This window comes from Devosia nitrariae (genome assembly GCF_030160115.1).
GTDB classification, from domain to species: Bacteria; Pseudomonadota; Alphaproteobacteria; order Rhizobiales; family Devosiaceae; genus Devosia; species Devosia nitrariae.
This window is the reverse complement of sequence record NZ_BSNS01000011.1, coordinates 193301-212615: the sequence shown is the minus strand read 5'-3', so window position 1 is coordinate 212615 and position 19315 is coordinate 193301. Positions and strand designations below refer to the sequence as shown.

Sequence of the window (19315 nt, the reverse complement as noted above, 5' to 3'; positions counted from 1 at the left end):
AGACGCCGATGAACTCGCGAGAGGTCGACATCGCCGTTTTCGGCTCGGGGCTGTTGGCGCGGCTGCTCGCGGGACTCCTGGCGCAGGCGCATGGCCGGCGAGTGGCGCTGGTCACCCAATCGGACGCCGCTTACCGCTTGGCGCGCAGCTTCGATATTTCGGTGGCACCCGTCACGCGCCCGGAAACCTGGGCGCTGCTCGCCCAAACGGTCCCGGAGACGTTGCGGCTTCTGGCCCAGATGGGCGGCCGGACGGCCTGCCAGCGGCTCGACCCGCTGTTCGTTACGACCACCCAACGCGGCCGCCAGGGACTCGCTCATATCCGCCATATGGCGGCCGGCTTCGGCCACGACGCGCAGGTTCTGCCGGCGGAAGCGCTTGGGGCGGATCGCGAAGGTTTGATCCTGCGCGACGCGGTGCTGCTCATGCGCGGTGAGGCCGAGCCCCTCGCCGATGCATGGCTCGCCGGTCTCGGCGTTCCGGTGCTGCAGCAACAGCGTGTGCACGCCGAGGTTTCGGGCGGCGGCACCGCGCGGATTGAGGCCGAAAGCATCCATCTCGAGGCCAGCATGGCCGTTCTGGCCGACGATGCGGCAGTGCTCGCCCATGCCGGACATGGCATCGGTGGACTGCTGGAGGCGAGGTCCACGAGCGCCCTGCTCGCAGGTTCCAGCCAGACCTCTTGGGCGCCCTTCGTTGTCGATGTCGACGGCGGTACGCAAGTCCTGCAGACCGGGCCACACGCGCTGACCGTCGTCGCGGCAGGCGAGACGGACGACGCCGCGGAAGTGGTCATCGACCTGTTGAGGCGGCCGACCCCCCTCCACGTTTGGAGCCGCACGAGTTTTCGACAGCTCATCGCCCGCGACGGCGCGCCGGTGGTGGGCCGCCCGCAGGATCGTGGCGCGATGGTGCTCGCGGGGCTTGGCCTTACCAGCGCATTCATCGCCCCAGCCCTTGCGCGCTGGCTGGCGGGCACCGCGAGCCAGGCCGAAGACGGTTATTTTGCCGCGCGCGGCTTCTCGCGTACCTCCGACCGGTCGCCTGTCGCCGAGTTCGCCCCTCTGTCGGCGCGCCAAGCGGGGGCCCCCGCATGAAGGGGCAACCGAACCGTCTCGATGTTGATCCGCGTCACCTGCTTGCCGGCAACGCCATCGATCGCACGCGGCCATTGCGTTTCCGCCTCAACGGACACCTCGTTGAAGGTTTCGCCGGCGATACGGTGCTCAGCGCCGCCGTCGCATCGGGCTTTGCCGAGCATGGCACGCTGGCCGGCTCTCCGATTGCGCTCACCACGGCCTTCGCGCCGCCAGTGGCCGAAACGGCCGATCCTGGTCATGCCCTTCCCATGGCGCGCGTGCCGGCGATCGACAATCTCGATCTCGTCACGCTGCCGGCCGGCCCAGCGGGCGACACAGCCGCTGCCCGCCTGCGCCGCATATTGCAGGGGCCGCCGCGGTCGCTCGGCATCCGCCTCGATACCACCGCTCTGCCGCCAGGTACTTCGGCAATGGAAGCGGGAGAGGTCCGGGCAGCCGATGTGGTGATCGTCGGCGGAGGGGTGGCGGGAATGACGGCGGCGGTGGCGGCCGCGCGGATGGACCGCTCCGTTGTCCTCGTCGAGCGCCGGCCTATGCTGGGAGGCAATGCCATGCTCTTCGGGCGCACCGAGGGCGAGGAAGCGCCCGAGGACGCCATCGCTCGCCTCACGAGCGAGATCACCGCACTTGCCAACATCGCAGTTCTCGTCGCCAGCGAAGTCGTCGCACTCAATGGACGGCGCCTACGTATCCACAGCGTCCTGCAGGACAAAGGCCATGCTAAGGAAACGATCCGCGAAATCGAAGCCTCGCATGTCGTTCTGGCGACCGGAACCCTGGAACGCCTGCCGCTCTTTACCGGCAACCGGCTGCCCGGTGTTGTCGGCACTATGGAAGCTTTTCACCTCGCTCACGCCTACGGCGTCTGGCCGGATCGCTCGGCTGCCTTCGCCACCGTCTCCAATGCCGCCTACAGGCTCGCCGTGCTTGCGGCCGATGCCGGCATCGGCGTGCGGCGCATCGTCGACCATCGGCCGCAGCCGCAGTCGCGGTTCATCGAGTTCTGCAAGGCCTACGGCATCACCATGGCGGGCGGTGTGATGCCCCTGGCGGCAACGCTCTCCGGCCGCGGCGCGCCAGGCCTTTCGGTCAGAACCGCAGTTTCGATCGAGGGTTATGAGCGTGAGGAAGAGCCGCTCCATGCTCAGCGCCTCATTGTCTGCGGCGGTTGGCAGCCGGACTTGACGCTCTGGCATATGGGCGGTGGGCTCAGCGGTTGGCAGGCGGAGCAAAGCCGACTGGTTGCCGGCGATGGTCCGCCGCATCTCGCGCTCGCCGGCGCGGCGGCCGGCTATCTCGGAACGCAGGCGTGTCTCGACAGCGGCGGGGAAGCCGTCGCGCGGTGCTTCGGGCAGCCGGTGCCCCATTTGCACGAAACGCTGATCGACCCGGCTTACGAGACCCCAGACGCTCCGGCAACGATTGCCTCCATACCGGCCAAAGCGGCAGCGCCCTGCTATCTCGATGGCGGGGAGAGCCTCACCGCCTTGCCCGCCACACCGCGCGCGCCCATTCTCGGAAAGCTGGGGCTGGCCCGACATACGCCGACGTGGAACCTGGCGGAGCAATCGCGTGCACTCAGCATTGCCGATGTGGCGGCTGGTGTTGCGCTCGGCGCGATCCCATCAGAAAGCGCGGGCGAAGTGGCGCGCGAGCGGGCGATCGACCGCGGCGCCTTCTTCGAGCGTGAGCGTGAAACAGGAACCGCGGGGGAGGATCTGCCGCCCCCACTCGTTCCGGACTATCTGAATGCTCGTTACGGCCCCAATGCGACGGTTTGGCTGGTACAATCGCTCGAAACGCGCCGGCTCGATACAGGCTCGCTCATCTTCGTCAATTCCGACCAGGCCAATCCGGTCCATGCCATCGGCGTGGTATTGACCCCGCTCCCCGAAGCACGCGGCCAAGCCCTCGCCCTTATCGGCAAGGTCGGCGCGACGCCAGGTGAAGGTGCAACGCTCAGGGACCAGAACCGTCCGGTGCCCATCCGCCTGGTACGCCCGCATGACGCAAACGCGAATGCGGTGGCGAACGAACCCGCCTAGAGCGCGATACGATCTGATCGAATCAAATCGCGCGCTAACGCTTCATTGCCGTCGCTCGCGCCCGGCGCAATGTCTCGGCATATTCGGGATTGAAGCGGATTTCGGCCATCTTGATGCCGACGTCGAGCCGCTTGCCGACGACGGCATCGTCGGGATTGGCGCGCAGCAGCTCGAGGTTGCGGTTGAGGTGGAGCTCAAGCGCCTGCCCCGACTGCAGCCAGGTCTGCTCGAAGGCAGCGTTGAGGGCGAGGGAGTCCTTGCAATCGCGCAGCGTTGCCAGGAGATAGATACCGTTGAGTGCGGCAAGGAGCTGGTCGGGATCGAGGCGGTCGGCCTCGCGCAGACGCCGCATGGCGCCGTTGAGGTCGGGCACGACGTTGCGCAGGCGCGGCTCAATCCGCTCGGAGACCTTGCGGGTCAGCCGGCTGAGCACGAGGCTCCAGCGCCCGTTGCGTTCAAGCTCCACATGGCTGGTGACGGCGCGTACCAATCGATGGAACCGGTCGAGCGACTGGCAGACGAGGTCGATGTCGGCGAAGGGGCCCGAAGGCTGCAGGACGTGCAACTGGTTCTGCGCGTGCGCCAGCATCGCATCTATGAGCGGTGCATAGCCTGCGCGCACGACCGCAGCCTCGCTCGCCGAGCCCGAAAGCTTGAGGGCGGCGGCGGCCAGCCGCGACGGATTGGAGACTTGTCCCATGGCTGCGTGCATCAGGAAGGCCAAGGCCGTCCTGTCATTGAGCGGCATGGATTGCAGTGCTGCAACGAGCCCTGCCTCTTCGGTGATGCCGTTGACGGCCTTGCCAAACGCCTGGGCTTTGACAAGCAGTGCCCGCCCGCGCAGGGCCGCCATCAGCACCGGCAAACGTTCGGCCGCCTCGTCGCCGCCCAATTGAACGCGTAGCCGCCGGCGCGCCTCGCTGTCGCGATCGGACTCGGCGATCGCCTCGGCGGCCCGCGTCAGCATTAGCGGAAGCACCGGCTCGAGTTCTCCGGCGGTCAGCGATCCGTCTTCCACACGGGCGGAATCGATCGCATCACCCGCGAGGTCGCGAGTCATCCAGACCCAGGCCGCTACGGCGTGAAGGCGCGAGAGCGAGCCGTCGAAGGCGAAGTCTGCCGGCTCCTCGACCAGAATGGAATCGATCAGCCCGGCGAACGGACGCATCTGCGCGATCCGGTTGCGCAGGCTGGCAGCTTGCTTGGAAGCCGACGCACTGTCGGCGGCGGTAGGTGCTGAAGAGGACATACGATTGGCAGTGTGAGGACAATCCTGTCCGCACACTAGCCGTGCTTAGTAAACAATCCCTATGCTACAAGACCGGGGATTGCTGGGCTGCCGTCAGGCGGCGCCCGGGGCCACCGACCAGTTGCCAGCCACTTCCCGGCAAGCCGTTCCCTTGCGCACGTAGTCGGTGCCGCCGAGTTTGACCGTGTGGGTGAATTCGCGGCAGTCGAGATTGTTGACCCGCACATAGGGGCCGACCGACACCGATCCAGTGGTGCCGCTCTCGCCTGTCCAGTTGCGTGGCGCACCGGGGCGGCCGAACTGGAGCGCATAGAACTGGGCGCTGTTGGCCTCGGCCGAATCCTTGGCCGTCATCAGCGGCACGACGTCCGGATCGACGAAGCCGCTCGACACGTTGGTCGTCTGCAACGCGGTCTGGGTTGTCTGCGATGGGCTGGGCAGGGCCGGCGCCGTATAGGTCGGCTGCGGTGCGGTGATCACCGGCTGGCTTTGGCTCACCGTCGACCGCCCCATGCCGGTGCAGCCGGCAAGGGCAAGAACGAGGACGGGCAGCGAAAGTCTAACGAAGTTGTTCATGCGCGCTTCTCTGATGGGGTGAGCCTTCTTGTTTTTGCATTAAGGCGAAAGTGCGTCAGCGATCAATATCACGTTACGCCTTGGCGAGACCCGCGATTCGCGCCGTCGGCAGGCGCAGCTCGACCGAGAGGCCGCCAAGCGCCGAGCGCTTGAGCTCGAGGCTGCCGCCATAGACGTCGACCAGTTCCTTGACGATGTCGAGCCCGAGACCGGTTCCCGGCGTCTTCTCGTCGAGCCTGACGCCGCGCCGCAGCACCTTCTGCGCGTCCTCCTCCGAAAGACCGGGGCCGTTGTCGTCGATGCGGATGAGCAGCGTGGCGCCGGCCTCATCGCGCTCGGCCGAAAGGCGCACTCCCACCTGTCCCTTCGACCATTTACAGGCATTGTCGAGGAGATTTCCCGCCATCTCCTCAAGGTCCGCTTCGTCACCGCGGAACCAGGGAAGCGAGGCGTCGGGACGCTGGAAGGCGATGGTGACGTCCGGATGGATCTTGCGCATCACCCGGGTCAGCCGGAGCATGATCATCGTCGCGTCCGCCTTCTTGCCGACGACAGAAGTCCTCGCAGCCAGGCGGGCCCGCTCGAGATAGGTTGCGACCATGGTGCTCATCTTCTCGCTTTCGGCGAGGACCACCTGCGAGAGCGGTCCGTTGCGAGCGGAGGCTTCGTTGCGGAGTACCGCGATCGGGGTCTTCAGCCCATGGGCGAGGTTGCCCACCTGGTTGCGGGCGCGCTCGATGATCTCGGCGTTCGAGCGCAGGAGTTCGTTGACCTCCTCGGCGAGCGGGGCAATCTCACGCGGATAGTTGCCCTCGATGCTTACGCTGTCGCCCTCGCGCACCCGCTCTATGGCATCGCTCAGCCGGTCGATCGGGCGCATTGCGAAGCGCGCGACGATGGCGCTCATGATGGCGAGCATCACGCCAACAGCGCCCAGCACGATGAAGGTCTGGCCGCGGAACTGCTCGACGAGACGCAGGATTTCCGAAAGGCTGCCGGTCACCGTGATGCGATAGGTCTGCGGGCCGACGGTGATGGTGCGCTCGATGGCACGGATCCGGGTGCCGAAGGCATCTTCGAAGACGCCGGTGCGCACGCCGAGCTCGTTTGGCGGCTCGGAGATGCCGGGCAAATCGATGCCGACGACGGAGGTCGAGAGGTTGACGAGGTTCCCCGACGCGTCGCGAATCATCCAGTACCAACCCGAGCGCGGCCTGTCGAAGCGAGGGTCCGGCAGGCGCACGTCCTCGCTCAACGGATCACCGGTCTCGAGAAGCGTTCCGGTCAGACTCTCGACGTGGAATTCCAGCGTTTCGGAAAGGCTGGTGTCGAGGGCGCGCGAGTAGAGGTCGGTCAGAAGAAAACCGGTGGCGATCAGCGCCACGATCAGCCACCCGGCCGAAAGCCAGAAGAGTGTGACGGCGATCGACCCTTTGCGGAGCCTTGGTAGATTCACTCGAAATCCAGCATCTGATAGCCGAGCCCGCGCACGGTCTGGATGCACTCCTCGGGCAGCTTCTTGCGCAGGCGCCCGACAAACACTTCGATGGTGTTGCTGTCGCGGTCGAAGTCCTGGTCATAGAGGTGCTCGGTCAGCTCCGTGCGCGAGATCACCTTGCCTTTATGAAGCATCAGGTAGGAGAGGAGCCGAAGTTCGTGGCTCGTCAGTTTTACCGCCTGCCCGTTGACCGTCACCTTGCCGGCGCGTGAGTCGAGCCTGACCGACCCGCAGACGATCTCATTGGAGGCGTGGCCGGCGGCGCGGCGGACAAGGGCGCGCAGGCGCGCCAGCACTTCTTCCATGTGGAACGGCTTGGCCACATAATCATCGGCGCCGGCATCGATACCTTGCACCTTGTCACTCCAGCGGTCGCGGGCCGTCAACAGCAGCACCGGCGTCGTCTTGCCGGCGCGCCGCCACTCCTCGAGCACTGAGAGCCCATCCATCTGCGGCAGGCCGATGTCGAGAACGATAGCGTCGTAGGGTTCTGTGTCGCCGAGGTAATGGCCTTCCTCGCCATCGAAGGCGACGTCGACGGCATAGCCGGCTTCGGTCAGCGCCTCCTTGAGCTGGCGGTTGAGATTGACGTCATCTTCCACAACCAGGATACGCATCCAAGGCCCCCTTGCATTTTCCCGCCCAATCTAGAGCGCCATGCGATTTGTTCGAATCAAATCGCGGGTTCCAGCTTTTGTTGTCGCGGGATTCACTGCGAACAACCTGCTCCCGTTTCGCATTCTGCTCTATTGCGCGTTCAGAACCAGGTTCTGCGCTTCGCCGGACGGGCTCAGCACGCCGATAATATATATGAGCCCGCCGCCCTGGTCACAAACCTGGACGCTGAGGACCGATTGACTGGAATCGACCCCGGCTTCCCGCAGCACCTGATCGAGAGACTTGATCTGGCCCGAAGACACTGCCTCCTGGATTTCCCGGTTGCTCAGGCAGCCCTGCGCGTTCGCCGGCAGGATACTGGTGCCCGTCAATGCGAGCGCCAGAGCAGCGGCGAGAACAACAAGGGCCGAAGGTTTGCGAGTCCGATTTTTCATGCCCGAAAGATAGGGCGAAGTTACTGAATGGGACATGAATGAGGCAAGCCCCGGGGAAGGCCCGAATTTTTGACGGGCTCTGGCGGATGATCGATCCCGCCTGCAAAGGCCTTCGCCGCCAGCGCGCCATTCAGGGACTGGCAGATAGCCACCGATTCGCCCGATATACTCTCGTCGACGGTTCGCTACATTCTTTCGAGCTCTACGGTCTCGCAGAAGATCAGCAGCATACACCCCGAAACACGCATGAAGTCCGGGGAAACAAGGGTCACCGAACCTGCAAGCGTGTGACCGGCATAGTGCAGCGTGCCGCGCCAGCGGTTGGGGCCGGTCTTCCTGGCGCCCTCGACGACATGGGTGCCGACCGAGGCCAGCCGCGCCGGGTTGCGCACGTCCTCGCGCAGCCAGGTGAGTGTTGCGCAGAGTTCTCCGCCGTCAGGGCAATAGTCGACGGTAAAGCGTGCATCGCCCTTAGTGCTTTGCCAGGTGCCGAGGGGGGATATGTCCTGAGCCTGGACTGCGGGCGCTAAAAGGAGGAAGGTCGCGGCCGCCAGTGCCGCCGCCTGTCTACCAATCGTCATCAAAGGTCGCTCCGGTGTGGCCGGCAAAGATATGGTCGATGTCGGCCCCGGCGACAATGCGGTCACGCTCAGTTTAATGCGCGAACGCGGCCGCGCTTGCTAGCGCTTGCCTGTCGCTCGCGGCCAGAAGAGCCGTCATGGCGCGTGCCTCCACGTCGCGGGCCGTTGCCCGAGCCTCGCTGGCAAGGAGTGGGATGCCGCTCAGCGTGTGCAACCCCGCGAGCAGGCGTAGCACGACCTCGATTTGCCCAGCACCGTCACGCGCAATCGGGCGAAATGCATCCACCATCAAATCGGCCACCGTCAGCGGGGTTATCGTCAGACGTTCGAACAGCACGTCACCGTTGCGTTCAAGGCACGCCCAGTCGGCCAGAATGCGTACTTGCGTACCGATCACGTCGATCGCAGTGCCCGAATCGTTGATCCCGGGCGAGAGCGCGCGACTGGCAATTTCATTGAGAACAATGAGACCGAAGCGCGGATCGGAATCGAAAGTGCGTGTGTCGCCGACGACGAAGCAGTCGGCAAGGCGCTCCGTTTCCTCCTCGGGCAGCTCCCTCTCAACGAGGGCGAGCGCGCGTCCGGGGAAGACATATGCGCCAGGTCTAGCCATGACATCGACGACGACGTCGAGCCTTTCGGCGGCATCCTGCAGGTTGGCTAGATCAATGTGCTGGATGTAGCCAATGGTGGCACAGCTGATGGCCTTTCCCTTCGGGCCGCCGGTTTGCGGGCGGCATCCCATCAGCGGCGGCTCGTCGACCGTGTGGAACCCCTTGGCGGTCGCAGCCTCGACCTTGTCGATGGTTTCGGCCACGCGGCCGATTGCCGATATCTGGCCGATCCAGCGGATCAGCGCCACGGTAACCAGCACAACCATACCCAGCGTGACGAGAAACAGCACCAGGCGCCCCGCTTGGCTATAGATGCCCGCCGACAACGCGATGATACCGAGGATGGCGAAAAGGAATGCCCCGATGAACACCGAAATAGAAGTCTGGGCGGTCCGGTCTTCCACGATCAGGGGCACGGCCCGTGGCGTGGTCACCTGCGATGCCGTGCTGAGGGCAGTCACCATCGTGGACAAGGCAAAAACCGCCACTGTCAGGAGACTTGAAGCAAGGATCGTCAATATGCTGCGGATTGCGTCGGAGGGCATTTCCAACGGCATTCGATCAGGCACGAATTTGGCGACGCCATAGGCGACTGTGATCGTCACGATCGCCAGCAGCGAGAACGTGGCCGGCAGGAACCACATGCGTCGCACCATCTGGTGCAGATGGAAGCTGATCTGGCTCAATCGGTTCGTGACCTCTCGCCGGGTATTGGCGGGGCAACCGTTGAGCAACGCCTAGGTTCCAAACCGCCTTGCCGATTCGATGGCAAGGCCCATACCGACGCTTCCGAGCACGTCGGTGCGGACGAGGTCAGCTTGCGGGAACATCGCGGTCAGCCGGGCAAGAATTGCCGGCACCTGCGTCGATCCGCCCGTCAGGATCAGGGCATCGACCTCGCCCCTGCCGATGCCCGCCTGCCGGAGTGTTTCATCGGCCGTCCCGGCAACGCGATCAACCGCGTCGGCGATCGCGGTGGTCAGATGTTCAATATGCATCCGCGTCTCGATCGCCGCATGGCGCGCGGCGAAGCGGAGGGTGTGTTCGCTGGCATCCGACAGGACGATCTTGGCTTCCTCGACCGCTCCGACGAGGCGATGGCCGGCCCGCTCCTCGACGATGGCGATCATCTTGTCGACCAGGTCCGGCCGCTCGGCTTCCCGCCGCGTCGAAGCGAGCTCGCGCCGGGCTTCAGCCGAATAGAGCCAGTTGATCCGGTGCCAGGTGGAAAGATTGTAATACGGTGCCGTTGGTAGATAGCGCTTGCCGTCGCGGGTTGTCGTGCCGAGCCCCAGCTCGGGCATGACGCGCGCCATGGCCAACAACCTGTCGAAGTCGGTGCCGCCGATGTGGACGCCGGCGGTGGCGAGGATGTCGGCGTTGCGGTCAGCCAAGTTCCGGCGCTCGGGCGAAACGCGCACCAGCGAAAAGTCGGACGTGCCACCGCCGAGGTCGACGATAAGCGCCAGGTGCTCGTCGACCACTTGCCGCTCGTAGTCGAGCGCCGCGGCGATCGGCTCGAACTGAAATTCGACATGGGCGAACCCTTGCGCACGCACGGCCTGCTCGAGCTGGGCCTGGGCCTTGCCGTCCGCGGCTGCATCGTCATCGACGAAGCGCACCGGCCGGCCCACGACGACGCTCTCCAGCGCCTTTCCGGCGGCGGCCTCCGCCCGGCGCTTCATCTCGCCGATGAAGAAGCCCAATATGTCGAGAAAGCCAAATGTGTTCTTCTTGACCCGCGCCGCCTCGCCAATGAGGCTCGTGCCGAGCACACTCTTCAACGACCGCATCAAGCGACCTTCGCCCCCCGAGACATAGTGCCCGATCGCGGCCCGGCCGTAGTAGGTGGCATCGTCCTCAAAGGAAAAGAAGATGACGCTGGGTATGGTGACCTTGTCCGCCTCGAGCGGCAGGAGACGCGGTCCGTTGGGATCCGCAAAGCCGAGCGTCGAGTTGGACGTGCCGAAGTCGAAACCGCAGGCGCGTGTCATGATGCCGGTCCGGAAACGAGAGCACCCGCGGCGCTGCGGGCAAAGGGACGGCTCTCATAACGGCATCGGGCCGGGGATGGAACCCCCTTGGGCGCCTAGAGCGCGTTTCGATTTGATAGAATCAAATCGAGCGCTCTGGATCTTAGTTGTCGCGGGATTTTTCGCTAAAAACCGGCTCCCACTTTTTCGCATCCCACTCTAGCCAGCTTTGCGCCGCTGCTGGCCGGGTCGCAGATCGACCGTCTCTATCCGTCCGAGCCCGCGGCGCTGTGCCCTCTCGAGGGCGCCTGCCGCCGCATCGAAGAACTTGCGGTCGCGGCCCCCTTGCGGGTTGATCGCCGCCAGGCCGACGCCTGCGGTCAGGATTCCGGCATGGCTTTCCTTATGAGGAATGGCAAGGCCGCGCACCTCGCCTACGAGTTTTCCGGCGAGAGTCTTGGCCAGAAGGACGGGGTAATCCGGCAGTATTACCAGGAAATTGCTCCGGCCCTGGCGAAGGCAGGCATCGCCGACGCGCGGCAACCCCTTGCGAAGGGTCGTCTCGACTGCCTTCAGTTCGTGCTCGATGGTACCGCGTTCATAAACCAGGTGGAGATCCTTGAAGCGGTCGATGCCGATCAGCAGGAGACTGAGCGTCACGTGCCGCTCGGCACAATGCCCCCAGGCATGCTCGAGCGCTTCCTCGATGCGTTCGCCCAGCCGCGTGTGCATGCCGAGGCTGCGGGCGATCGCCGCACGCCCATAAGCCGGTTCACGGTCCTGCCGTCGGCCCGGCCGCATCGCCTCCAACGTCGCCCTGATGCGGGTCCAGAGGGCATCGTGTTCGTCCTTGACGAGGGAGAGTTCACTCATATGCAACCTGCTACGCTCGGAGGATTTCCGCGAAGGAGAGTGTGGCGGGGCTATGGTTAACGAGGGGTGAACTGATATGCGATCCGTGCCTTTTGGTCCGCTCGAGTCAGTCCTCCGGCGGCTCCCATTCGGGCCAGTCCACGGCGTGCTCTTCCCACTCGCCGGCGGACACGTCCGATTCGTTCACAGTTCTCCCCCGCACCGAGACGCCGACGTCCTCAACCGTCTGCATGGTCCCTGAGATCAGCGGGTGCCACCAGGCCAATCCCTTGCCCTCGGCCAGCCGCCGATAGGCGCAGGTCTTCGGGATCCACTTGATCTCGAGGATATTTTCAGGTGTCAGCTTGATGCAGTCAGGCACCTTTGCCTTGCGGTTGGCATAGTCGCTGCAGACGCAGGTGTCGCCGTCGAACAGTCGGCAATGGACGTCCGAGGTGATGATGTCCCCGGTATCCTCGTCCTCGAGCTTGATCAGGCAGCACCGCCCGCAGCCGTCGCACAGCGCTTCCCACTCGGCTTCGCTCATCTCTTGAAGCGTCTTTTCTTCCCAGAAGGGCATCTGGCTTGGCTCTTTCGCGTTCACCCTGACTGGCGATGGTCGTTGCCAGCTGTCAGAGAGCATTCATAATCAGGCGATTACATCGAATAGTGCGCGCAAGCGCGCGAAACTTTGCTAGCAATGGGATCGCCTCACGCTGGGCGAACCGGACGGACGAAACGTGCAGGATCCCTTCTACCACAAAGAAAAGCGGCGCAGGAAATCGGGCATGCTGGCAGCCGATGCCTGGCTCGATTCTTCCCTTTACGAAACCTGGCGCGCACTCGGGCGCGGCTACACGCGCTTCCAGGATTTCATGTCCCGCTTCCATGTCACGGGAATCAAGCGGTTTTTTGTCGAGCTCCTCTCGGACGCCTTTTCCTTCTTTGCCATCGGCTGCGTGCTGATGACGGCGTTGGCGCTGCCGGCCTTCGATATCGTGGCGTCGGGCGAATACAACCGGGCCGAGAACTACTCGGTGATCTTCCTCGACCGCTACGGCAACGAGATCGGCCGGCGCGGCATCCGCTCGGACGATTCGGTGGCGCTCGACGAGTTGCCCGATGTGCTGATCAAGGCGACCCTCGCCACCGAGGACCGGCGCTTTTACGAGCATTTCGGTATCGATGTCGTCGGCACTCTGCGGGCGCTGGCGAACAATGCCCAAGGCGAAACCTCGCTTCAGGGCGGATCCTCGATCACCCAGCAGCTCGCCAAGAACCTCTTTCTCTCCTCCGAGCGAACCCTCGAGCGCAAGATCGTCGAGGCGTTCCTGTCCGTCTGGCTCGAGTGGCACTACTCGAAAGACGAGATCCTAAAGCTTTATCTCGACCGGGCCTATATGGGCGGGGGCAATTTCGGGGTGGTGGCGGCGGCCGACTACTATTTCGGCAAGAAAGTCACCGACATCACGCTCGCCGAGGCAGCCATGCTGGCGGGTCTTTACAAGGCTCCGACGCGCTTTGCCCCGCATATAGACCTTGCCGCCGCCCGTGGGCGCGCCAATGTCGTGCTCACCAATATGGTGCAGGCACGGTACCTGACGGAAGGTCAGGTCACCGCCGCCCGCCGGCATCCGGCCAATCCCGTAGACCGCACCGCCGATATCAACTCGCCCAACTACTTCCTCGACTGGGCGTTCGAGGAGGCCAAGGCGATCATCGAGGCGAAACGGGCCACCTCCAATAATTTCATCGTGCGCACCACCATCGACTCGACCCTTCAGTCCTATGCGGAGGAGGCGGTTACATCCGTGGTTCGCGAGCAGGGCGAGGCCTACCGGGTTTCGCAGGCGGCGATGGTCGTCACCGATCTCAACGGGGCCATTCGGGCCATGGTCGGGGGCATGGATTACGGCAAGAGCCAGTTCAACCGCGCGATCGTCTCGACCCGCCAACCCGGCTCATCCTTCAAGCCGTTCGTCTATGCCACCGCCTTCGAGCAGCTTGGCCTGCAGCCCAGCGATACGATCACCGACAGGCCAGTGTGCATCGGCGACTGGTGCCCGCAGAACTACGGCCGCAGCTATCGGGGGACGACGACCCTGCTCTCGGCCTTTGCCGCCTCGATCAATACCGTGCCGGTGACCCTGTCGATCAAGACCGGGCGAGAGCCAATCGCCGAGCTTTCTCACCGCATGGGCATCCGGAACGACTATCCCGTCACCCGCTCGCTTGCGCTCGGAGTCGCCTCGGTATCGGTCCTCGACATGACCTCGTCCTATGCGGTCTTTGCCAGTGGGGGTCTCAAGACTCCCGGCTTCGGCATCACCCGCATCACTTCGCTAAGCGGGGACCCCGTCTACGAGGCCGATCCCGACGCACCCCGCGAGCGCATTCTGAGCGAAACGACCGTCGCCAACATGAACATGATGATGAGGACGGTCGTCACCGGCGGCACAGGGCGGCGGGCCGACGTGCCGGGGGTGCCGGCCGTCGGCAAGACCGGCACCACGACTTCCTATCGGGATGCCTGGTTTTGCGGCTTTACCGGCAATTACGTGGCCGCCGTCTGGTTCGGGAACGACGACTACCGTCCGACCAACAACCTCACCGGCGGCACGCTGCCGGCCATCGCCTGGCAAAAGTTCATGGCCTATGCCCACACCAACGTGGACATAAAGCCTCTCTTCGGCGTCGATTTCGTACCCGAGCAGACGATCGTCGCCGAGGCGCCGGAGGACGAAGCCGAGATTGTCGTCGAACGCCCACCGAGCCTCACCCCCGCCGCTGCCCGCAAGCTCATCGACCTTGCGGAGCGATTGCAGTCGACGATCGAGGCTGCGACGCCCATCGGCGCCCAGGCGCGCGCGGAGACGGCCGCGGTCGGCAGCGGAAGCCTCTAGCCGGTGCGCTTTGTCCTCCGCCTCCTGATGATGTTCGCGGTGGCGCTCGCCGTCGGCTTTGGCCTGTCCTACTACGCGCTGACCGACGGACGCTATTTCGGCATTCTGCAATCTGGTCCGTGGACGGCCTGGCCAGACGCGGGCTCACCCGCCCCCAATCCCTACACAAGGGCCCATGCCGTGCGGGCCGGGACCCTGCCGCTGGGACAGGCCGAGGGTCTGCAATTCACCGCCACGACCGACAGCACCGGAGAGCCGCTGATCCGCAGTTGCGGGTATCGGCTCGACGGGCACACGCCCGTTGCGACCTTCTGGACGCTCGTTGCGATCGATGCCGGGGGCCGCAACGTGGCGAGGCCGGGAACCGCGCTCGCGATGCGTTCGCGCGACATTGCGCGTCCGGAAGACGGCGCCATCCGCGTCCATGTCGGCACGCGCCTCATGCCCGGCAACTGGCTGGAACTGACCGGCCGGGGGCCCTTCTCCCTCGTGCTGACGCTTTACGACACGGTAGCATCCTCCGGTTTCGGCGCGGATGTCGACGCCATGCCGGCGATCGTTCGGGAGGGATGCCGATGATCCGAACCCTCCTCTACCTCCTCGCCGGCGTGGTCCTCGGCGGCATCATCCATATCATTGTCATCCTTGTCCTGCCGCTGCTCGCCGAGGAAACCGTCTGGAGCCGTGTCTCGGCGCTCGGCGCTCGCGACGGCATCGTGGTCCTGCCGGCGGTCGAGGCGGGCGCCCCCAACCCGCTCGGGCTCGACCCGGAGATCGTCTACGGAATTTGCCAGGTCGATCTCGCCGATGGTCCAGCCTTCATGACCGGGGTGATGCCCGATGCCTTCTGGTCGATCGCCGTGCACGACCGCGACGGAAAGATCGTCTATTCGACCACCAACCGTGACGGGATCGGGCGCACGCTTACCCTCGGCATCTTCAACGCCGCCCAGACGCGCCTCCTCGCCCAGCAGGAGATCGAGATCGAGGAAGGCCTCCTCATCGTTGAAGCCCGCACGGACCCTCTCTTCATCGTTGTTCGCCTCGCTCCCGCCCATCAAGCGATGCGCCAGCGCTACGAGGCGGTTCTGGCCGGGGTCAAATGCGGGGTGAGGGAATAGGCTGGATCGGCCTACCCCGCCGCGAGAGCAGATATCAAAACATCGATAGCCGCTGACGTGCTCGGGCCGCCCGCCCGACACACGGCAGGTTATTTTCAGCTTCGCATTCAAGAGAACAGGCGTGTTCATTGAATATTGACAAGCGCTCTGCCGCTATGCTAGCTCATATTTCATCAAACTGTGGTGTTTAACGAAAAGGCTCCTCCGGAGCCCATGGAGCTTGATGAAATGGCTATCGACTTTCCTACCGCGCTTGCCCCGAGGCAGGTGACTCAGAACTGGACCGTGCTGCCGTCCTGGCTGCCCGTGCCCGGAATGGGCGCTCTACCGGTCAACAGCTTCCTCTTGAAAGGAGGCGAACCCATCCTCGTCGACACGGGGCTGAGCGCCTTGGGCGAGGACTTCCTTGCCGCGCTCGAGAGCGAGATCGACTTCGACGACCTCAGGTGGATCTGGCTCAGCCACATGGATGCTGATCACGTCGGAAACCTCAGCCGCGTGCTCGAGCGCGCTCCCAATGCCAGGGTGCTCACCAACTTCCTCGGCATGGGCAAGATGAACCTGGCCGGGCTCGACGTTTCACGCGTGCAATTGCTCGAACCCGGCGTGCCGTTCGAGGCTGGCGGGCACCGGCTGCACCCGGTTCGTCCGCCCTATTACGATGCCCCCGAGACCGTCGGCTTCTTCGATGAGACCGACAGCGTGCTCTTTGCAGCCGACAGCTTCGGCGCGCTCCTGCCGGAGACAGCGGACGAGATCGGGGAAATTGCCGACGAGTCACTGCGGGACGGTTTGGTGGGCTGGTCCTCCATTGACGCGCCCTGGCTCGCGCACGCCGACCAGCAGGTCCTCGGCCGGACCCTCACCGCCATCGAGCGGCTCGCCCCTCAATACCTCTTCTCGGGCCACCTGCCTCTGGTCCGGAATGGCGCCGCGGCACTCACCCGCCACGTCGCCAGTGCCTATTGCCGCGGCACCACCGCGGCGATCGACCCGCTCTCGTTCGAGAGCCTTCTAGAAGCGCTGGATTGAGCCGGCGCTTTCCTCCCAACCCAGCAAAGGATCAACCTGCATGTCTAACACCTATCTCAACACCGACGCGCGCGGCCTTGCCGAGCGCAACCGCCAGGTCGCACTACGCTTCCTGGATGGTACCCATTCGCCCAATCTGGTGCGCATCGATGTGATCGATGAAACCGTAGCACCCAACGTCGTTTGCCACGGCTTTCCGGGTGGCGATCCGTTCGACCATGAAAGCTACAAGCGGTTCTTCAGGATCTTCCAGTCCTCCTTCAGCGAAATGGAGTTCGCCCTCGATGCCCTGATTGCCGACGACCGCTATGTGTCGGCGCGCTGGTCCATCAGCTGCAAGTTCACCGGAGCCTTCGCCGGCATCGAACCCACCGGACAGACGGTCGATTTCAATGGAATGGTGCTCTACCGGCTCGAAGATGGACTGATCGTCGAGACCTGGCTGCATATCGACGAATTGTCGCTGCTCGGCCAGATCGGCGCCCTGCCCCAGGCGGCCTGACCGCCGGAAACCGGGCGGGTGCAACGCGCCTGCCCCACCCTAACCCCCTCGCAAAATTGCGGAGCAAACATGTTCTCGACCCGTATTACACGGGCCTTCGGGCTCGATACCCCTATTGTCAACGCCGGAATGGCGATGATCGCCCGGCCGGCCCTTGCGGCTGCGGTTAGCAATGCCGGCGGGCTCGGCACCATCGGCTGCGACATCAATCCTCCCGAGGTGCTGCGCGCGATGGTGCGTGAAACGCAGATCTATACAGGCAGACCGTTCGGCGTCGATCTCATCGGCGACTTCGTGACCGACGCACACATAGGCGTTCTCATCGAAGAGAAAGTGCGGCTCGCGATCTTCTTCTGGACCCTACCGAACCAAGAGCAGGTCGACCGCCTCAAATCGGCTGGAATCGCCATCTGGATGCAGGTCGGCGGCGTCGCCGAAGCAGAGGCAGCCGTTGCCCTGGGCGTCGATGCTCTCATCGTTCAAGGCAGCGAAGCGGGCGGCCACAATCGTTCCGAAGCTTCGACGATGGTTCTTTTCCCGCGCCTGAGGCGCGCTTATCCAGACCTGCCCCTCATTGCCTCCGGCGGTATTGCCGAGGGATCGACCATGGCGGCGGCGCTTGCTCTCGGCGCCGACGCGGTCTGGTGCGGAACGCGGTTTCTGGCGTCGCGAGAGGCTCATGCTCATGATCTCTTCAAAAAGGCAGTTGTCGAAGCCGATGTCGGAGATACGCGCATCACAACCATCTACGGCCCGGAATGGCCCGACCAGGCGATGCGCGCCATCGTCAACGACGGCTTACAGCGGGCCGAGGGTCGGGAGGCCGAGGCGATCGGCGAAGCTCAAGGGGTCATGGTCGGCACCACGTTGCTCAACGGCGAGCGCATCCCCGTGCCCCGCTACAGCGCGATCCTGCCTACGCGCGAATTCGAGGGCGACATCGAACAGGTCTGCCTCACTGCGGGGCAGAGTTCCGGCAACATCGACGATCTGCCTACGGCGGGAGAGATCGTCGCCCGCATGGATCGCGAGGCGACCGCAGCCATAGACCGTGTCTCGAGCCTGTTGGGAGAGCCGGCATGAAGCCCAACTTACAAAAGACCGGGGTTCCGGCGACGGCGGCGCTTGCGAGCAAGGACTGCAACGGCTGCGGACGCTGCCGCCGGTTCGGGGAGATGTTGAGGCCGCCCCGCCAGCCGAACGCCACTCGGCTATCATCGCCCGCAAAATGACGAGCAGCCGTCCCATGGGACGGCTGCTTGCTCTTCGTTCGTGGGCGACAAGTTATTTGGTCGTGCCAAAGAGCAGACGAACGGCCGTGTCGGTTGGCACGTGGCGGGGTCCGCCGGGCTCGTAGCCGAGATCGCGTTGCAGCCAATCCGGCAGGTCGCGAATTCGCGTGCCCCGCCGAGAACGCACGAATGCGCGGCGAACCGTTCCCAACAAATAGCGCCATCCGAAAGCTCGCGACTTTCTGGAACGACGGGGCTCGACGCCATCGCCGGGCGGGATAGCTTCAAGTGTGGTCATCGCGTTGTCCATTTTCAATGATCATTAGTGTTTATTTAATTGGCTAGCGCGAAACGTTTCCTCTTGTCAACGGTTCGATGAGCAGCCATGTATAGCCAATGAGCGAAAAGCGTCAGTACCGCATGCGTGAGCGGGCAAAGTCCCAGGAAGAGACCCGGCAACGGATCGTAGAAGCTACGATGCATCTTCATGAAGAGATCGGCGCGCGCGCCACCACGATCAGCGCCATCGCTGAGCGGGCGGGCGTTCAGCGGCTAACCGTCTATCGTCATTTCTCGGATGAAACGGCCGTTTTCCGGGCCTGCACGTCGCACTGGCTGCACCTGAACCCGCCGCCCGATCCCGCGGAGTGGGCTGGTATCGCCGACCCGGTTGCGCGCCTGCGAACTGCGTTCGAACGCTTCTATGCCTACTATGCCCGCACGCGCCGTATGTGGCTGGTCTCGCACCGGGACGTCGCGGACGTGCCGGCGCTTCAACAGCCGATGGCGCAGTTCGCCGAATTCGTCGCTGGCGTGGGCGACGGTCTGGTTTTCGGCCCACCAGGGAACCGGGACGCGATTCTGGCAACCGTCAGGCATGCCCTCGTCTTCCCGACATGGCAAAGCCTTGAAGACCTTGGTCTTGATAATCCAGCCAAGCTCGATCTCGTGCTGGGCTGGGTTCGGGGACTCGAAGGCTAGCTCC

At 64.4% G+C, this 19315-nt stretch carries 20 protein-coding genes; 9 read left to right on the top strand and 11 right to left on the bottom strand.

Features of this window, described 5'->3' with window-relative positions; all coding sequences use genetic code 11:
* Positions 1–8 precede the first annotated feature (8 nt).
* Both QQK18_RS11585 and QQK18_RS11580 read left to right on the top strand, forming a co-directional pair.
* A complete protein-coding gene (locus tag QQK18_RS11585) occupies positions 9–1097 on the top strand; it encodes a hypothetical protein (RefSeq protein ID WP_284340500.1) in 1089 nt (362 codons plus the stop codon).
* Positions 1094–3145, top strand: a complete 2052-nt coding sequence (locus tag QQK18_RS11580) for an FAD-dependent oxidoreductase (protein WP_284340499.1) — start codon at positions 1094–1096, stop codon at positions 3143–3145. The genes QQK18_RS11585 and QQK18_RS11580 overlap by 4 nt, the downstream gene beginning before the upstream one ends.
* A 34-nt stretch (positions 3146–3179) precedes the next feature.
* On the opposite strand, the gene QQK18_RS11575 is transcribed toward QQK18_RS11580, so the two are convergent.
* From QQK18_RS11575 to QQK18_RS11530, 10 genes are all read right to left on the bottom strand, one after another.
* On the bottom strand, positions 3180–4313 hold the full coding sequence (locus tag QQK18_RS11575; RefSeq protein ID WP_284340498.1) for a hypothetical protein: 1134 nt from the start codon (positions 4311–4313) through the stop codon (positions 3180–3182).
* A gap of 174 nt (positions 4314–4487) precedes the next feature.
* A complete protein-coding gene (locus QQK18_RS11570) occupies positions 4488–4970 on the bottom strand; it encodes a hypothetical protein (protein WP_284340497.1) in 483 nt (160 codons plus the stop codon).
* Between the two features lie 73 nt (positions 4971–5043).
* A complete protein-coding gene (locus tag QQK18_RS11565) occupies positions 5044–6426 on the bottom strand; it encodes a sensor histidine kinase (protein ID WP_284340496.1) in 1383 nt (460 codons plus the stop codon).
* Positions 6423–7085: a response regulator transcription factor gene (locus tag QQK18_RS11560; protein ID WP_284340495.1), complete on the bottom strand. Its 663-nt coding sequence runs from the start codon at positions 7083–7085 to the stop codon at positions 6423–6425. Before QQK18_RS11560 ends, QQK18_RS11565 begins: the two co-directional genes overlap by 4 nt.
* A 129-nt stretch (positions 7086–7214) precedes the next feature.
* On the bottom strand, positions 7215–7457 hold the full coding sequence (locus QQK18_RS11555; protein WP_284340494.1) for a hypothetical protein: 243 nt from the start codon (positions 7455–7457) through the stop codon (positions 7215–7217).
* A 248-nt stretch (positions 7458–7705) separates the two neighbouring features.
* Positions 7706–8101, bottom strand: a complete 396-nt coding sequence (locus QQK18_RS11550; protein ID WP_284340493.1) for a DUF2147 domain-containing protein — start codon at positions 8099–8101, stop codon at positions 7706–7708.
* Between the two features lie 73 nt (positions 8102–8174).
* A complete protein-coding gene (locus tag QQK18_RS11545; protein ID WP_284340492.1) occupies positions 8175–9401 on the bottom strand; it encodes a DUF2254 domain-containing protein in 1227 nt (408 codons plus the stop codon).
* 51 nt (positions 9402–9452) lie between these two features.
* Positions 9453–10709, bottom strand: coding sequence for an Hsp70 family protein (locus QQK18_RS11540; protein WP_284340491.1), 1257 nt, complete (start codon positions 10707–10709; stop codon positions 9453–9455).
* Between the two features lie 198 nt (positions 10710–10907).
* Positions 10908–11561 (bottom strand): diguanylate cyclase domain-containing protein, encoded by a 654-nt coding sequence (locus tag QQK18_RS11535; RefSeq protein ID WP_284340490.1) that lies wholly within the window; start codon positions 11559–11561, stop codon positions 10908–10910.
* A gap of 106 nt (positions 11562–11667) precedes the next feature.
* Positions 11668–12120, bottom strand: coding sequence for a YcgN family cysteine cluster protein (locus QQK18_RS11530; protein ID WP_284340489.1), 453 nt, complete (start codon positions 12118–12120; stop codon positions 11668–11670).
* A gap of 208 nt (positions 12121–12328) precedes the next feature.
* Here QQK18_RS11530 and QQK18_RS11525 point away from each other — a divergent pair, with 208 nt between their 5' ends.
* The 6 genes from QQK18_RS11525 (at position 12329) to QQK18_RS11500 (ending at position 18181) form a co-directional block, all read left to right on the top strand.
* A complete protein-coding gene (locus QQK18_RS11525) occupies positions 12329–14443 on the top strand; it encodes a transglycosylase domain-containing protein (protein WP_284340488.1) in 2115 nt (704 codons plus the stop codon).
* Between the two features lie 3 nt (positions 14444–14446).
* Positions 14447–15022, top strand: coding sequence for a DUF1214 domain-containing protein (locus tag QQK18_RS11520; RefSeq protein WP_284340487.1), 576 nt, complete (start codon positions 14447–14449; stop codon positions 15020–15022).
* Positions 15019–15564: a DUF1254 domain-containing protein gene (locus QQK18_RS11515; protein ID WP_284340486.1), complete on the top strand. Its 546-nt coding sequence runs from the start codon at positions 15019–15021 to the stop codon at positions 15562–15564. The genes QQK18_RS11520 and QQK18_RS11515 overlap by 4 nt, the downstream gene beginning before the upstream one ends.
* A 228-nt stretch (positions 15565–15792) precedes the next feature.
* Complete coding sequence (locus QQK18_RS11510) at positions 15793–16596, top strand: MBL fold metallo-hydrolase (RefSeq protein WP_284340485.1); 804 nt, start codon at positions 15793–15795, stop codon at positions 16594–16596.
* A gap of 40 nt (positions 16597–16636) precedes the next feature.
* Positions 16637–17098, top strand: coding sequence for an ester cyclase (locus QQK18_RS11505; protein WP_284340484.1), 462 nt, complete (start codon positions 16637–16639; stop codon positions 17096–17098).
* A gap of 69 nt (positions 17099–17167) precedes the next feature.
* A complete protein-coding gene (locus tag QQK18_RS11500; protein ID WP_284340483.1) occupies positions 17168–18181 on the top strand; it encodes an NAD(P)H-dependent flavin oxidoreductase in 1014 nt (337 codons plus the stop codon).
* 201 nt (positions 18182–18382) lie between these two features.
* On the opposite strand, the gene QQK18_RS11495 is transcribed toward QQK18_RS11500, so the two are convergent.
* Positions 18383–18628, bottom strand: coding sequence for a hypothetical protein (locus tag QQK18_RS11495; protein ID WP_284340482.1), 246 nt, complete (start codon positions 18626–18628; stop codon positions 18383–18385).
* A 98-nt stretch (positions 18629–18726) separates the two neighbouring features.
* Between QQK18_RS11495 and QQK18_RS11490 the strand changes: the two genes are divergently transcribed.
* Positions 18727–19311: a TetR/AcrR family transcriptional regulator gene (locus QQK18_RS11490; protein WP_284340481.1), complete on the top strand. Its 585-nt coding sequence runs from the start codon at positions 18727–18729 to the stop codon at positions 19309–19311.
* The last annotated feature ends 4 nt before the right edge of the window (positions 19312–19315 follow it).

Coding starts and splice junctions, on each gene's coding strand:
- QQK18_RS11515 (WP_284340486.1), top strand. CDS start 15,019: ATGATCCGAACCCTCCTCTACCTCCTCGCCGGCGTGGTCCTCGGCGGC.
- QQK18_RS11550 (WP_284340493.1), bottom strand. CDS start 8,101: ATGACGATTGGTAGACAGGCGGCGGCACTGGCGGCCGCGACCTTCCTC.
- QQK18_RS11505 (WP_284340484.1), top strand. CDS start 16,637: ATGTCTAACACCTATCTCAACACCGACGCGCGCGGCCTTGCCGAGCGC.
- QQK18_RS11500 (WP_284340483.1), top strand. CDS start 17,168: ATGTTCTCGACCCGTATTACACGGGCCTTCGGGCTCGATACCCCTATT.
- QQK18_RS11540 (WP_284340491.1), bottom strand. CDS start 10,709: ATGACACGCGCCTGCGGTTTCGACTTCGGCACGTCCAACTCGACGCTC.
- QQK18_RS11490 (WP_284340481.1), top strand. CDS start 18,727: ATGAGCGAAAAGCGTCAGTACCGCATGCGTGAGCGGGCAAAGTCCCAG.
- QQK18_RS11580 (WP_284340499.1), top strand. CDS start 1,094: ATGAAGGGGCAACCGAACCGTCTCGATGTTGATCCGCGTCACCTGCTT.
- QQK18_RS11570 (WP_284340497.1), bottom strand. CDS start 4,970: ATGAACAACTTCGTTAGACTTTCGCTGCCCGTCCTCGTTCTTGCCCTT.
- QQK18_RS11585 (WP_284340500.1), top strand. CDS start 9: ATGAACTCGCGAGAGGTCGACATCGCCGTTTTCGGCTCGGGGCTGTTG.
- QQK18_RS11510 (WP_284340485.1), top strand. CDS start 15,793: ATGGCTATCGACTTTCCTACCGCGCTTGCCCCGAGGCAGGTGACTCAG.
- QQK18_RS11560 (WP_284340495.1), bottom strand. CDS start 7,085: ATGCGTATCCTGGTTGTGGAAGATGACGTCAATCTCAACCGCCAGCTC.
- QQK18_RS11535 (WP_284340490.1), bottom strand. CDS start 11,561: ATGAGTGAACTCTCCCTCGTCAAGGACGAACACGATGCCCTCTGGACC.
- QQK18_RS11575 (WP_284340498.1), bottom strand. CDS start 4,313: ATGCGTCCGTTCGCCGGGCTGATCGATTCCATTCTGGTCGAGGAGCCG.
- QQK18_RS11495 (WP_284340482.1), bottom strand. CDS start 18,628: ATGACCACACTTGAAGCTATCCCGCCCGGCGATGGCGTCGAGCCCCGT.
- QQK18_RS11530 (WP_284340489.1), bottom strand. CDS start 12,120: ATGCCCTTCTGGGAAGAAAAGACGCTTCAAGAGATGAGCGAAGCCGAG.
- QQK18_RS11525 (WP_284340488.1), top strand. CDS start 12,329: ATGCTGGCAGCCGATGCCTGGCTCGATTCTTCCCTTTACGAAACCTGG.